This is a genomic window from Clostridium sp. CTA-6 (genome assembly GCF_054768115.1).
This window is the reverse complement of the sequence record NZ_BAAAAU010000006.1, coordinates 167,323-180,628: the sequence shown is the minus strand read 5'-3', so window position 1 is coordinate 180,628 and position 13,306 is coordinate 167,323. Positions and strand designations below refer to the sequence as shown.

The following is a 13,306-nucleotide window of genomic DNA, read 5'->3' as shown; positions in this document are numbered from 1 at the left end:
AATTAAGGCTATTTTGAGACATCCTCCTTTATAATTTTTTAAAAAAATTAAATCAAGGAGGAAATATGCATAAGAATTATAGTAAAAAATCTAAAGAGGAATTAAAAAAGATACTAACGGAAGAGGAGTATTATGTTACTCAAGAAAATGGAACGGAAGCACCATATAAAAATGAGTATTGGGATTTAAATGAAGAAGGGATTTATGTAGATATAACCAATGGAGAGCCTTTATTTACTTCAAAAGATAAGTTTAATTCTTCATGTGGATGGCCAGCATTTACCAAACCTATAGATAGAAAAATAATAAAAGAATCCATTGATAAAGGTTATGGAATGATTAGAACGGAAGTAAGAAGTAAAAATTCTGATTCTCACTTGGGTCATGTATTTTGTGATGGACCAGAAGAATTAGGGGGATTAAGATATTGTATTAATTCAGCTTCACTTAAATTTATTCCTAAAGACAAGCTTCAAGAAGAAGGATATGATGAATATTTAAAGTTGTCTAAATAATAGTAATAGATTTTATTAATAGTTTAAATTAAAACTTTTATTTATACAAAGTATAAAATTTAAAAAACTAGAGCTAACAAAAAAAGTAAAAAACAAGTCCAATAATATCCAAAAATTAATAAAAAGTTTACTTGTTGTCATATTAATTGTATAATTTATACGTATTCATATTATTATTTTAGGAGGAAACTATATAATGAAATCTATTTTTAAAAAATTAATGCCAGTTATATTTATAACACTTTTATCTATTTCTTTAACTGGATGTAGTCCAAAACCAGATGAAACTGTTAAGGGTTTTTTTGGAGCTCTTAAGCAACAAGATATTAAAAAGGCATCTACATTTATAAACGTTAATTCTTTTTATAAAGAATTAAAAGTTGATGAATTTGATAGCAAAGAGCAGGAGAAAATTGTAAAAGCTGTTTTATCTAAATTTGATTATTCTTTAGGAGATGTAGAAAAGAATGGTCATACTGCTACAGCAAAAGTTTCAGTAACATCAATAGATTTAGGAAAAATAACAACAAAAACAATTGATGAAATTTTACCAAATTTAATAGATGAAGCTTTTTCCAAAGGAAAAATTGATGAAAAGAAACAACAGGCTGTAATTATTCAACATATGCTGAATTCTATAAATGATCCTAATGCTCCAAAAATAAAAACAAATATTACTGTAAAATTAGTTAAAGGAGATAATGGATGGCTTATAGAGCCCGATGAAGAATTAGCAAATGCGCTAAGTGGCAATCTTTATTCAGTAGGAAAAAAGTTCCAATCTAAATAAAGTAATTAATAAGCACATACTAAGTAATAATAGTATGTGCTTCTATTGTTGAGGATAAGTATGATTGTGCATATAAAAAACCTCCCTTTAAGGAAATGTTATCATATTTAAAAAGGCCTGTATACCATATAAATAAAGTATGATTTTAAAGTCTTAGAAATAAGGCTTTTTATTTTATACAAAAAAAGAATAATATCCTTATCTTAATATTATTTAAATAATTATCTAAATAAAATTTCATAATAACTCTTTGTGAAAAAATAGAGGAAAATTGAAGTTTATATGTTAGAGAGTCAAATTAAGCTAATGGCTAATATAATATTAATAAGTAAGTTTAAATAAATATAGAGATAAAGGAATTCAGAATATAAATGATTAGGGGGATTATATTATGAATAATCAGATGATGCAAATAATTACAGATGCCCTTACAAATATTCTAGGAGTAGTTATTATATATTTAAGTACAGTAGCAGTACAATATTTTAAGCAAAAGAGACAAGCTTTAATAAAGCAAATGAGAAATGAACAATATAATATGTATTACAACATTGCTAAAAGTGTATTTTATGCAATAGAGCAGGAATATAGATTTATGCCAAAAAGTGGTGAAGAAAAAGCAGAGAAGTTTAATAGTATGCTTATGGAAAAAATACCAACCTTAAAGCAAGAGGATTTAGATCATTTTAGAGAGGCCATTGTTGGAGAAATAAATACTCAAATAAAGCAATCAAAATTACTTGAACCGGCGGATCAAATAATTAATGAAGAAAAGCAGTTACCAAATTCTAAGGAAAATAAAATAGGAAACTAGAAAATAGGTAGTTCCATTCAAGGAGATATTTCAAGCTGTTGATAAACATATTTTATCAACAGCTTTTTATTTTTATCTATTCTGTTATAAATAAGAAAATAAATAATTTAATTTTATATAGTAATATTTTTAAAATAAATTCAATATATATAAACTTGTATAATTAATAATATTTTTATGTGTGCCCATCTAAGTTCTGCTTTTAAAATATAAACAGAAAACGTTTTTAAAGACAACTATTAATATTATTAAATAGTTTAAGAATTATAATGTGATCTATTTTTATATAAAGTTAGAGTATTAAAGGTGAGTAAAAAGTATTAAATATATAAAAAGTTTAAGGGGGAATTTTTGTGGAAGAAATCTTAAATAATCTTAAGTGGGAAGGCAACAGTAAGAGGATGTATGAAGTTATTCTAAAAGCGGTACCTAAACTTTTTCAAGGTAGTATAAAGAGGGTGGTAGCTAATTGGATTATTAATCATAAAGTAGAAGTTGTAACAGAAGATATTGTGTTTCAAGCAGTTGAAGATATGGTCCCCAGTGAAGCTAAAAATAAATTATTACACATATTAAACCAGATGAAAACTGTAAAGTAGGGGTAATGTGGAAGTAAATGAATTAAAATCTGACTCTGATGAAGTTAATATTATGTTTCACTATGAAGCAGGAGAAGGAATAAAACTTTCAATAGAGAATAACAACACTAAAATAGTATATTTGCAAAGATGTTTAAACAATAGAAATTATAAGCTAATATGATTTAGTAGAGGTGAATTTAAGAAAACTATCTCAAAATAGATTTTATTTTGAGATAGTTATTTTTTTGTTCCAAATTATTACATAGTATCCTTTCAATTTTATATAGTTGAAATTGAAAGGAGGGATACTATGTCAAAAGAGCAGTTATTATTAGAGAAAATAGAAGAAGCTAGAACCTTAATGAACCAGCTAATAAGTGAAAGATCGCAGCTTATTGATGAGGATCTTGTACTATTAAGTCAACAATTAGACACATTACTTAATGAGTACAACAAATTCTTAAGCCAAAATCACTAACTATTAGCATACTAAAGAGGAAAAGTATTTAATTTTTAATGCTTAAGTTATTTAAAAGACCCCAGGCAAAAATGTCTGGGGTTCTCTAAAGCTTAAATAAGTCTTCTTTCTCTAAACACATATTTAGGATCTGTTTGTACTTTGCATAATCTTTTAACTATATGTCCCTTGTATCTTACAGTACAAGTACCACAAACACCTTCACCACAACACATTTTTGCATTATTAGAACTAGATATTGGAACTTTCCCTTCTAAAAACTCTACAAGTTTATATATTATAATATCCTGAGCAGAGCAGTGAATTATATTAATGTCTTCTTTATCTAGGATATCTGTTAATGTATTCTTTAATTCCTCTGTAAGTTCACCAGCCTTTAAAGTATTTAATTCTATAACTTCTGCATTATATAATTCTAAATAGTCCTTTATCAATATATTTTCATAACCAGAATTATCTATTATAGCTATTATTTTATTCCCATTAGAGTGCAATTTTTTCATAACAGGGACTAAAGGGGCTTGACCGATACCCCTTGATATTAAAAGGCTAGTTCCATTTTTTGTTTTATAAACATTTTTAAGACCTAAAACTCCATTCCAGAAAGGACCTCTCACCAAAATATCATCATTTTTATTTAAGCTAGCTATAGTTTTAGTTTTTACACCTCTAATTTCAATAGCAATTTTGATAAAGTTTTCTTCTGTATCCACATCCATAATAGAAATAGGAGCATCGTAAAAACCAAAATCATTTTTGTTTCTTAAAAATACAAAACTACCTGGATAAACTAACTGTTGGCATAATTTATGACTTAATGCTATAGTTAGCACCATAGTTTTATCTTCTATGTTATCTTTTCCTATAATTTTACCTAAGTAGGTTTCTCTTTCTTCTTTAGCTTTTTTACCGTTCCAAATAAATTCTTGATATATACAAACACCTTTCCAATTTATACAATCACAAAATTTTTTGCCGGATAACTGAGAACATAATATACAATCTCCTGTTTCAGCTAAATGACAAGGGCAGTATTCACTACCAGCATCTATACAATCTTTTATTTCGTACTCCATGCCTATCCCTCCACTTTATCTTCATACTATTAAAATATTTCTTAAATATAATTTTGTTACAAAAGATTTTAAACTTTAAGTATGAGTTAGGACCAGAATTTAAGAAGAATGGAAAGACATATAGAGGTATAACATATGTACCAGATTTTCTAATATATCATCTTGATACTACAGAAGAATTAATAGATGTTAAGGGGATGATTACACAATAAGGTGAAATGAGAAATAAGATATTTGATTATAATTATCCAGGATTAAAATTAGATGTATGGAGAAAATATGATGTAGGGAAGTAGGTTAGCTTTAGGAGGTAACAATGATGGATAAAGCCAATAAACATAAAATTATATGTGAGGAACTTAATAAAATTTATAAAATTAAGAATCATGACTATGGGGACAGTTTTGGAGAAACCTATAAAAAATTAGGAATAATAAGTGCAGTAACTAGAATTACAGATAAAGTTAATAGGTTACAAAGCTTATGTACTAAGGATGCTCTAGTGGATGAATCTATAAAAGATACATTAATAGATTTAGCTAACTACAGCATTATGACTTTAATTGAGTTAGAAGAGGAAGAATAATGCTATGAATATGGATATCTTATATGGTTTATTAATTGTTTTAGTACCCCATTAAATATTAAAAGCCTTGCGTATATATATATGGAGGGGATTTAATATGAGAGTTAATAAAATAATAGAAATTGATAAATGCTATGAGCAAAGAATAAGAATTGAGCCTAAAATAAAAAAGGAAAATGATAATAATGAAGAGGTATCATTTGCAGAAATTTTAAAGAGAAATATATACAAAAATAGAGCTTAGCACTTGGTGAATCCCATGTGCTTTTTATATACATAAAATTGCCTAGGTGATTATACTGAGTATATGATATAAAAAGGTTTGAGGGCAGAGAAAATAATGGATATATAACAATCAGTAATACATAAGCTATTTTATTATAGAATCAACTGCGGTATATACACATTTTTGCATAAGTAAGAATATACTGAAATGTACGATTAAATATAGTGAGAGGAGCTTAATATTATGGCAGAAGAAATAAGAGAAAATTTAATACCAACACCAATACAAAGGAATAGCAATGATGTTGCTATGGAGCTATTAGACATATATTTAATAGATCAGTATGAATCAGATAAGCCAATAAAAGTTGACGATTTGATAAATCTATATTTGAAGTTTTATGCAACAGCAAAAATGGCTGAAAGAGTACATTATAAATATCTAAAAGAATATCTTCCAGAAGGATTAAAGGAAATGGCTGACAAGTTTTAAAGCTATGAAAAGACTATAATGCTATAGTTAATAGCATTATAGTCTTTTGTAATGTTATACTTATAAATATGATGACTCATATAATTTATTTATCGAATTCAGTAAGAGCCATTAGTTTTAATAAGCCATTTCTTAATAAAATCAGGATTATACCAAATACGATTACAACACCAGCTATGAATCCAAAGATTTCTGTATATCCCATGGTATCTGTGAATCCTGCAAGCTTTCCTGAAATCAAGTTTGAAAAAAAGAAACTTAAGTACCATGCCCCCATTGCTAATGATCCATATTTAGCAGGAGCTAGTTTATTGAACATAGCCATTCCTATTGGAGATAGGCAAAGTTCACCCAATGTTAATAAAAAGTAAGCAACAATGATAAAAAGTATATTCATCTGTTTACTTCCATCTGTTACACCGCCTAGTGTAGAAATACCTAAGATCAAGGTAATAAAGGAAGCTCCTGCTAAAATTAGTCCAAGCCCCATTTTAGTAGGAACTGATAAATCACCTTTCTTGCTATTTCCAAGTCTTACCCAGATATTTGCTAGTATTGGGGAAAACACTACGCAGAAGATTGCATTAACGGAAGTAAGCCAAGGCACAGGCATTGTAAATCCACCAAATTTTCTGTTTACTAGTTTATCCGCAAGCAAAGAGAAAGATGTAGCGGTTTGGTACCATGCAGACCAGAATATAATCACAAATAGAAACATGACAATCATAGCTTTAATACGGTTCTTTTCTGTATGTGTTAAAGGTTTGTTTGTAACTTTTTCTTCGGATTTTGAGGAAGCTTTTTTAGCTTCAGTTTTTGATACTGGGTATTTTCCCACATCTCCTAACCATTTAGGAGATAAAATCAAAATCAAGGCACATACGATTATCATCACAATAGCGCACATAAGGAAAATATATTTATAACCATAGGATGCAATTTCTCCGTCTGCGGCTACTTTAGCGAACCATTTATCAGAGATTAACCCTGCAATTATAGGACCAAAAAAGGAACCAATATTTATGAACATATAGAATATGCTGTAGGCAGCGTCTTTTTTTGATAATTCATTTTTCCCATAAAGTGATCCTACAAGAGTACTAATTTGTCCTTTGAAAAATGCACCTGCTATAATCAAGACAATGAGTCCTAACCATATACTTCCAATATTTGGCTTTGCAAAGAATAGTACCATATATCCACATGCGGTTAGGAAGGAACCTAATGCTAGTGATTTCTGAATTCCTAACCATTTATCAGTAATATAACCCCCAACAAGTGACCCCATATAGTTAACGCCTTGATATAGGCCAATGATAGAAGCGGCTTTTGGCACGCTTAATCCTAAGCCATTTCGACTGATATCAGCTGTAAAAAATAATATTAATACAGATGATACTGCATACCCCGCATAGCTTTGGAGGGCTATAGAGATATTTACCAGTGAAAGGCCTATAGGATGTTTTTGCTCTTTTTGTGACATTGTTACATACCTTCTTTCAATTGGACTTAATTATGAAATTTTTTTAGTGTATTCTTTTAACCAATCTTTTTCCTCTTGAGTTAGGTATGGTGAAATTGTATTGTATACGATTTCGTGGTATTCATTTAACCATGTTTTTTCTTCTGTGGTCATAAGGTCAGGATTTATTGCATCTAAATCTATAGGTACATAACTAATTGGCTCAAAGTACATGAATTGGCCGTATTCATTCTTTTCTCCTTTGCATACAAGAAGCTCATTTTCAATACGAACACCGTGTGAGCCTGCGATATAGATACCAGGTTCATCAGTGATAACCATTCCTTCTTCAAAAGGATGAGTTTCGTTTGCACGGTATTGCCATCTAAATCCAGTTGGTGCTTCATGTATGTTCATTAAATATCCAACACCGTGGCCTGTACCATGGTTAAAGTTTAAGGCGCTATTCCAGAATGGAGCACGTGCAAGTATATCCAAATTCATACCATTACAACCATAAAGGAATCTTGCATGGGCAAGATGAAGATTACTATTAACAGTTAGAGTAAAGTGATCTTTCATTATCTGTGGTACTTCTCCTAATGCATAAGTTCTTGTAATATCTGTAGAACCTTCATAGAAACCAGCACCTGTATCTGTTAAGAATAAAGAACCTTCTTTTAGTTCTATATCTGTTTCAGGAGTTGGAGCATAGTGTACTATGGCAGCGTGCTCACCAAATGAAGAAATAGGTTCAAAACTTGGGCGAATAAATCCTCCTTGTTCTGCGCGGAATTCATCTAGTTTATTAGAAGCGCTTATTTCTGTGATGACTTCTTTGCCTATATTATGTTTAAGCCAGTACATAAATTTAGTATGAGCTACTCCATCTTTTATTTGAGCTTTTTTAATATTTTCAATTTCAATTGGGTTTTTCATAGCTTTAAATAGAACAGATGGATTTCGTTTTTCTACTTTTTTAACGTCTTCAGGAATATTGTTATATAATGCATAATTCATTCTAGCTGGGTCAACTAAAACAACATCAGAATTAGTGAATTTTTTAACTGTTTCATATACTTCATTATATGGATGTATGAATGATACACCGTTTTCCTTAAGATTTGACTTAATTTCATCGCTTAATTTAGTTTCATTGATGAATAGATGAACTTCATCCATTGTAATGATAAGATAGCTTAAAATTAGTGGGAAAAATTCGATATCGTTTCCACGGATATTAAGAGTCCATGCAATATCATCTAGAGACGTAATAACATGTGTGTTTGCACCTTCAGCTGTCATTGCTTCTCTTATACGTTTTAATTTTGAAGCAGTAGATTCTCCAGTGTATTTTATATCAAGTTCAAATGCGGGTTCTTCAGAAAGTGGTGGACGGTCTTCCCATATATCATTAATTAAATCACAATCGTAGTTGATGTCAGCATTTTTACTTGACAATATTTTTTCATAAGTTTGGCCATCACCCATAGAAACAACACGTCCGTCAAATCCAAGAGTGCCTTTATCAGGAAGTGTGTTCATGATATATTCTTCTATAGTTGGAACTCCCGGTTCTCCCATTTTAAATAATTCTACAGTGGTTCCTTTTAATTGGTTTCCAGCCTGTAGAAAATATCTTCCGTCTGTCCATAATCCTGCATGATCTTTTGTTATAACAGCAGTTCCTGCAGAACCAGAGAACCCAGTTATATATTTTCTGGCTTTGAAATGTTCACCTACATATTCGCTTTGATGGAAATCAGCAGTAGGTACGATATACATATCAATATTTTTTTCAGTCATCAAGGTCCTTAATTTTGTAAGTCTTTCAGATACTTTCATTGTATTAATCCCCCTTCAATTAATATTGCTTTTCATAAGAATTATAGCACAAAAGAAGAAGGAAAACTATCCCAATTAGTGGAATGTGCATGAAAGAATTCTCAATAAGTAGTGTCATATAAAAGATAAGTTTCATATAATAATAGCTGAACCATTTAGAGGAAAGAGGTCGATTAAATGTTAGAAAAAAAAGAGGAACCATTTTATAAAAAAATTTGGTTCTGGATTATCGCTATAGTAATTATATGTGGAGTAGCTAGCTATTGTGGTAATAAAAAAACAAATATTACAGATACCAAAACTTCTGCTAAAACAGAAGTTAAAAAGGATGACACTAGAAAAGTAACCTATGAAAAGTTTTGTAAAATAGAAATAGGTTCAACTTATGAGGAAGTAAAGAACATTTTAGGCGAATATAAAGAATCAAAAGAATCTGAAATAGATGGTATAAAAGTAGTTATATATACGTGGTACAATGATGATAATAGTAACATGGATGTTATTGTTAAAAATAATAAAGTTATAGGAAAAGCTCAAACTGGCCTTTCAATGGGAAAGGAAGATGTAAATTTAATAAAATATACAAAAATTACAACAGGAATGAATTATAGTAAAGTTAAAGAAATATTAGGTGATGGCAAATTAATGTCTATATCTGAAATTAACGGAAGTACTAAATCAATATATTTATGGGCTAATACTAATGGAACTAATATGAATGTAACATTTCAAAATGGAAAAGTAACTTCGAAAAATCGACTTGGATTGAATTAAATAGAGCTAAAGAGATGCTTAAGAATTTAAGCATCTCTTGTAAATTAGATGAATATTGTGGATATTTAAGAAATAAAAACATAAATGTATAATTAAACAATCACTTAAATGGTTATTTTTTCTTGAGGTATCTTAATTTACAGAGCATAGGTAAAAGATATATTAAAGAATAGCTTGAAAAATAATCTATTTTTACTATAATATAGTTTGAAGAGGGGGATATAAATGAAAAATAAATTAATAAGTATACTAATGGTTATTTTAGTTGTATTAAGTTTCGTAGGGTGTGGAAATCAAAATAATAATGCTAAAGATGATGTTGAACAAAAAAAAGAATCAGCAGAACAAAAAACAACAGTCCATAAAATTGGAGAACAGGCTAAGCTGCCTATAGCAAAAGTATCAGTTACTAATATTAGAAAATTAAATACTGAGGATACAGTGTATGCAATTGAAGTTGAAATAGAAAATACTTCAAAACAAGATTTGAAAAGCAGCTTTTTAGATAATTATACTCTTAAAACTGTTGAAAATAGAAAAGGTGAAGCTATAAATAACCAAGAATTAAATGGAGAGCTATTACTGGACACAATTAAACCAGGAGAAAAACTAAAAGGTGAAATAGCATATGAGCTTCAAAAAAATGATACTCCTAAAACATTTGAAATTTCTTATGATGATGAAAACCATACTGTTTTTAATGTAAAAAAATAAAGAGCAATTTAAGGCATCTATAATTATATAGGTGTTTTTTTTATAATAAAAAAGAAGTGATATATTGGATGTATATTGAAAGAATGAAAAATTATACATTATAAACCATAATAATGGTGTATAATGTAAATTGTATGCCATTTAAATATATGGAATATTTATGAATTGTAATTAGGTTATTTGTATAAGAATTAGCTGTATTATTGAAATTAATTTGAAATCGGGGTGGATTAATGTTAAGTAAAAAAACTAAAAGAATTATAACATCAGCAACATTAAGTTTAACAATATTTCTATCATTTTTAGGTAGTAGTATAAAAGAGGTAAAAGCTTTTGATAAAACAAAGGCTGTTTATGAAATAAAAGATGCTAGAACATATGAATATACTGCAAGTTATAATATAAAAATAAAACAAAAGTGCAAGTATGCATATGGTGAATTATATGTAGGTTCCATTAGTTCTACAGCACATCAATTAGATACAACATTTTTTAGAGCTACTATAGATGGAAAGAATATAAATATATTTAACAGTAATAAAAAATCATTAGAAGAAAAAGAAGAAGAATTAAAAAATCAACAATTAAATAATACTTCTAATAAAAACCAAGTGTTTGGTATTTGGGAGCAGATTAAAGGTGGGAATTATAAATTACATGTATATGTTTTTAATATTACTGATAGCTTTAACAAAAATATTAAAATATCTAAAGAATTTATATCTGGTAATTTAGATTATGGTTTGTACAAAGAAAATGATGCGGAAGATAAAGAATATAAACAGTTTAGTGATAAGCTAAAAGAAGTTTTAAAATCTTCATATGCTTCATATGATAGTTCAGATTTATTAAAGGGTTATAAATATGATGATGATAAAAAAATTCCTTACAATAATACACAAATTAAAAATAAAACTATAGAAATAACTAAAGGTTGTGCAAATAATATGGAAAGAGTGCAATCTATATATAGATTTGTAGTAAAACATATGTATTATGTTAACCTTGAAGATAATGAACAAGTTAAACAATATGCTAATAAAGGTGCAATATCAGCTTTAAATACTGGTAAAGGCGTATGTGAAGATTATGCCTCTTTATTTATTGCTATGTGTAGAGAAATAGGGATTCCAGCAAGATATGTATATGGGTTAGGTAGTGCAACAGGTCGTCATGCTTGGGCAGAATTTTATTTACCTTATTATGGTTGGATTGTAGTAGAGTCTACAGTACCAGGTCTTAAAACAGTAGATGAGTTAGCATTACAATATAATATGATGAATTTTATAGGTAATGATAAATATGGTAAAGATCTTATACCTGCTCATTCCGTACTAGGATACAATAATGAACCACATACATACAAATGGACAAGCGATGGAACAATAGACTTTAAAATATTAGACTCAAAAGTAACTATAAAAGGTGAACCTATAAAAAGTGTAGTATATAACCAACCTTTTTCTAACTATCAAGAAAGAATAGATTCTGTTAATAAATTATTAGAAATTGCGAAGAATACTAAAAAAGAAGAAGATATAAAAGAAGCTAGAAAACTAGCACAAACCTTAATTGATAGTGAAGAAAGGAAAGATATACTAAAACAATTAGATTCTATTGGAAAAAATGATGAATTACAATATGAAATAGGTGCACTTGTTGTAGAACTAGAAAATAGTGATGTAATAGATAGTAATAAATTTGAGAAATTAAAAGAAATGTTAAATAATGCATCAGAAGAAATTGTAGAAGAGTTTAAAACAATATATGATAAGATACAAAAAAGATATGAGATAGAAAATCTTATTAAAGAAACAGAAGGAAATTTAACAGAAGAAAATTTAGATAAACTAAGTAATCTTCTTGACAATGCAAATATAGAGAATAAATATAAACTTAGCTATATATCCAAATATGATCGATTTCTCAATAACTACACAAAAAAAGTAGAAGAACAAGAACAAGCTGAATATCAAGCTAAAGTTCAAAATGTTACAAAAGCAGTTGAAAAAGCTGAAAATAGCAAAAATCAAACAGATGTTGATAATGCTAGGGTAGTAGTTAATAGCTTAAAAGATACGGATAAATCAAATTTAAATACTAGATTAGATAAAATACAAAAAGATATTGATGATAAAAAAACAGAAGAAGAAAAACAGGCTGAATATGCAGCTAAAGTTCAAAATGCCACAAAAGCAGTTGAAAAGGCTGAAAGAACTACTATATATGAAGATTATATAAGTGCTACAAATTTAGTATCAAATTTACAAGATTCAGAAATTAAAATACAGTTATGGGATAGACTAGGTGAAGTTAAAGTTGATATAGGTAGAAAAGAAGAAGCTACAAGGCTAGTAAAATTAGCCGAAGAGGATAATACAGAAACAAATTACAATAGAGCGTTAGAGTCTATAAATAGATTAAGAGATAATGAACTTAAAAAAGACCTATTAAATAGACTTAATAAAGTTAAAACTACTATAGATAATAATAAAGCTAAGGAAGAAGAAAAAGCTAAAAATCAAAGGGCTTTAGAAGAGGCTATTAAAGTAGTTGAACAGGCAGAAAGGGAAAATGAAGAAAAAAGCTACAGTGAAGCTTTAGTTATTGTAAATGTATTAGAAGAAAGTGCAAGCAAAAAAGAATTATTAGATAGACTTTATGAAGTTAAAATTAATATAGAGAATATAAAAACAAATAAAGCAATAGAGTTAGTTAAATATGCTGAAAGATATCCTTCTATAACTAGTTATAATAATGCAAAAGATGCTGTAAATGTTATAAGAGATGGAAATATAAAGAGCGAATTATTAAATAATTTAAAAAATGTAGAAGATAGAATCAAGAAATTAGATAAAGAAACAGAAAAAAACAATCCTTAGAATATGTAGATAGTTTAGTTAAAAAAGCTGAAGATATTGGTACAGATGATTCTTATAAAAAAGCATTACAA

16 protein-coding genes are annotated in these 13,306 nt (G+C 28.4%); 13 read left to right on the top strand and 3 right to left on the bottom strand.

Annotated elements, in window-relative coordinates:
- Window positions 1-65: 65 nt before the first annotated feature.
- The 6 genes from msrB to ACYUDJ_RS11180 all read left to right on the top strand — a co-directional run bounded on the left by msrB (window position 66) and on the right by ACYUDJ_RS11180 (window position 3,178).
- Complete coding sequence (gene msrB / locus ACYUDJ_RS11205; RefSeq protein WP_043032128.1) at window positions 66-515, top strand: peptide-methionine (R)-S-oxide reductase MsrB; 450 nt, start codon at window positions 66-68, stop codon at window positions 513-515.
- A 196-nt stretch (window positions 516-711) separates the two neighbouring features.
- Window positions 712-1,305 (top strand): hypothetical protein, encoded by a 594-nt coding sequence (locus ACYUDJ_RS11200; RefSeq protein ID WP_043032127.1) that lies wholly within the window; start codon window positions 712-714, stop codon window positions 1,303-1,305.
- Window positions 1,306-1,711: 406 nt separating this feature from the next.
- Window positions 1,712-2,119 carry a hypothetical protein gene (locus ACYUDJ_RS11195; protein WP_042385502.1) on the top strand — a complete coding sequence of 136 codons (408 nt, stop codon included), beginning with the start codon at window positions 1,712-1,714 and terminating at the stop codon, window positions 2,117-2,119.
- 353 nt (window positions 2,120-2,472) lie between these two features.
- A complete protein-coding gene (locus ACYUDJ_RS11190; protein WP_003485041.1) occupies window positions 2,473-2,718 on the top strand; it encodes a hypothetical protein in 246 nt (81 codons plus the stop codon).
- A 7-nt stretch (window positions 2,719-2,725) separates the two neighbouring features.
- Window positions 2,726-2,881 carry a hypothetical protein gene (locus ACYUDJ_RS11185; RefSeq protein WP_003485043.1) on the top strand — a complete coding sequence of 52 codons (156 nt, stop codon included), beginning with the start codon at window positions 2,726-2,728 and terminating at the stop codon, window positions 2,879-2,881.
- A 129-nt stretch (window positions 2,882-3,010) separates the two neighbouring features.
- Window positions 3,011-3,178: an aspartyl-phosphate phosphatase Spo0E family protein gene (locus ACYUDJ_RS11180; protein ID WP_003485045.1), complete on the top strand. Its 168-nt coding sequence runs from the start codon at window positions 3,011-3,013 to the stop codon at window positions 3,176-3,178.
- 92 nt (window positions 3,179-3,270) lie between these two features.
- Here ACYUDJ_RS11180 and ACYUDJ_RS11175 read toward each other — a convergent pair whose 3' ends face one another.
- A complete protein-coding gene (locus ACYUDJ_RS11175; RefSeq protein WP_003485047.1) occupies window positions 3,271-4,254 on the bottom strand; it encodes a sulfide/dihydroorotate dehydrogenase-like FAD/NAD-binding protein in 984 nt (327 codons plus the stop codon).
- A gap of 53 nt (window positions 4,255-4,307) precedes the next feature.
- Between ACYUDJ_RS11175 and ACYUDJ_RS11170 the strand changes: the two genes are divergently transcribed.
- The 4 genes from ACYUDJ_RS11170 (at window position 4,308) to ACYUDJ_RS11155 (ending at window position 5,558) form a co-directional block, all read left to right on the top strand.
- Complete coding sequence (locus ACYUDJ_RS11170) at window positions 4,308-4,466, top strand: DUF1064 domain-containing protein (protein WP_003485048.1); 159 nt, start codon at window positions 4,308-4,310, stop codon at window positions 4,464-4,466.
- 104 nt (window positions 4,467-4,570) lie between these two features.
- Window positions 4,571-4,840, top strand: coding sequence for a DUF1599 domain-containing protein (locus ACYUDJ_RS11165; RefSeq protein ID WP_003485049.1), 270 nt, complete (start codon window positions 4,571-4,573; stop codon window positions 4,838-4,840).
- Between the two features lie 97 nt (window positions 4,841-4,937).
- Complete coding sequence (locus ACYUDJ_RS11160) at window positions 4,938-5,084, top strand: hypothetical protein (RefSeq protein WP_003485051.1); 147 nt, start codon at window positions 4,938-4,940, stop codon at window positions 5,082-5,084.
- 225 nt (window positions 5,085-5,309) lie between these two features.
- Window positions 5,310-5,558, top strand: a complete 249-nt coding sequence (locus tag ACYUDJ_RS11155; protein WP_003485052.1) for a hypothetical protein — start codon at window positions 5,310-5,312, stop codon at window positions 5,556-5,558.
- 85 nt (window positions 5,559-5,643) lie between these two features.
- On the opposite strand, the gene ACYUDJ_RS11150 is transcribed toward ACYUDJ_RS11155, so the two are convergent.
- Complete coding sequence (locus ACYUDJ_RS11150; RefSeq protein WP_003485053.1) at window positions 5,644-7,041, bottom strand: peptide MFS transporter; 1,398 nt, start codon at window positions 7,039-7,041, stop codon at window positions 5,644-5,646.
- Window positions 7,042-7,071: 30 nt separating this feature from the next.
- Complete coding sequence (locus tag ACYUDJ_RS11145; protein ID WP_043032126.1) at window positions 7,072-8,865, bottom strand: aminopeptidase P family N-terminal domain-containing protein; 1,794 nt, start codon at window positions 8,863-8,865, stop codon at window positions 7,072-7,074.
- Between the two features lie 177 nt (window positions 8,866-9,042).
- On the opposite strand from ACYUDJ_RS11145, the gene ACYUDJ_RS11140 reads away from it, so the two are divergent.
- The 3 genes from ACYUDJ_RS11140 to ACYUDJ_RS11130 all read left to right on the top strand — a co-directional run bounded on the left by ACYUDJ_RS11140 (window position 9,043) and on the right by ACYUDJ_RS11130 (window position 13,235).
- Window positions 9,043-9,639: a DUF3862 domain-containing protein gene (locus ACYUDJ_RS11140; RefSeq protein ID WP_043032125.1), complete on the top strand. Its 597-nt coding sequence runs from the start codon at window positions 9,043-9,045 to the stop codon at window positions 9,637-9,639.
- Between the two features lie 225 nt (window positions 9,640-9,864).
- On the top strand, window positions 9,865-10,353 hold the full coding sequence (locus ACYUDJ_RS11135) for a DUF4352 domain-containing protein (protein WP_003485056.1): 489 nt from the start codon (window positions 9,865-9,867) through the stop codon (window positions 10,351-10,353).
- 233 nt (window positions 10,354-10,586) lie between these two features.
- Window positions 10,587-13,235, top strand: coding sequence for a transglutaminase domain-containing protein (locus ACYUDJ_RS11130; RefSeq protein ID WP_242867245.1), 2,649 nt, complete (start codon window positions 10,587-10,589; stop codon window positions 13,233-13,235).
- The last annotated feature ends 71 nt before the right edge of the window (window positions 13,236-13,306 follow it).

Coding starts and splice junctions, on each gene's coding strand:
- msrB (WP_043032128.1), top strand. CDS start 66: ATGCATAAGAATTATAGTAAAAAATCTAAAGAGGAATTAAAAAAGATA.
- ACYUDJ_RS11200 (WP_043032127.1), top strand. CDS start 712: ATGAAATCTATTTTTAAAAAATTAATGCCAGTTATATTTATAACACTT.
- ACYUDJ_RS11195 (WP_042385502.1), top strand. CDS start 1,712: ATGCAAATAATTACAGATGCCCTTACAAATATTCTAGGAGTAGTTATT.
- ACYUDJ_RS11180 (WP_003485045.1), top strand. CDS start 3,011: ATGTCAAAAGAGCAGTTATTATTAGAGAAAATAGAAGAAGCTAGAACC.
- ACYUDJ_RS11175 (WP_003485047.1), bottom strand. CDS start 4,254: ATGGAGTACGAAATAAAAGATTGTATAGATGCTGGTAGTGAATACTGC.
- ACYUDJ_RS11165 (WP_003485049.1), top strand. CDS start 4,571: ATGATGGATAAAGCCAATAAACATAAAATTATATGTGAGGAACTTAAT.
- ACYUDJ_RS11160 (WP_003485051.1), top strand. CDS start 4,938: ATGAGAGTTAATAAAATAATAGAAATTGATAAATGCTATGAGCAAAGA.
- ACYUDJ_RS11155 (WP_003485052.1), top strand. CDS start 5,310: ATGGCAGAAGAAATAAGAGAAAATTTAATACCAACACCAATACAAAGG.
- ACYUDJ_RS11150 (WP_003485053.1), bottom strand. CDS start 7,041: ATGTCACAAAAAGAGCAAAAACATCCTATAGGCCTTTCACTGGTAAAT.
- ACYUDJ_RS11145 (WP_043032126.1), bottom strand. CDS start 8,865: ATGAAAGTATCTGAAAGACTTACAAAATTAAGGACCTTGATGACTGAA.
- ACYUDJ_RS11140 (WP_043032125.1), top strand. CDS start 9,043: ATGTTAGAAAAAAAAGAGGAACCATTTTATAAAAAAATTTGGTTCTGG.
- ACYUDJ_RS11135 (WP_003485056.1), top strand. CDS start 9,865: ATGAAAAATAAATTAATAAGTATACTAATGGTTATTTTAGTTGTATTA.
- ACYUDJ_RS11130 (WP_242867245.1), top strand. CDS start 10,587: ATGTTAAGTAAAAAAACTAAAAGAATTATAACATCAGCAACATTAAGT.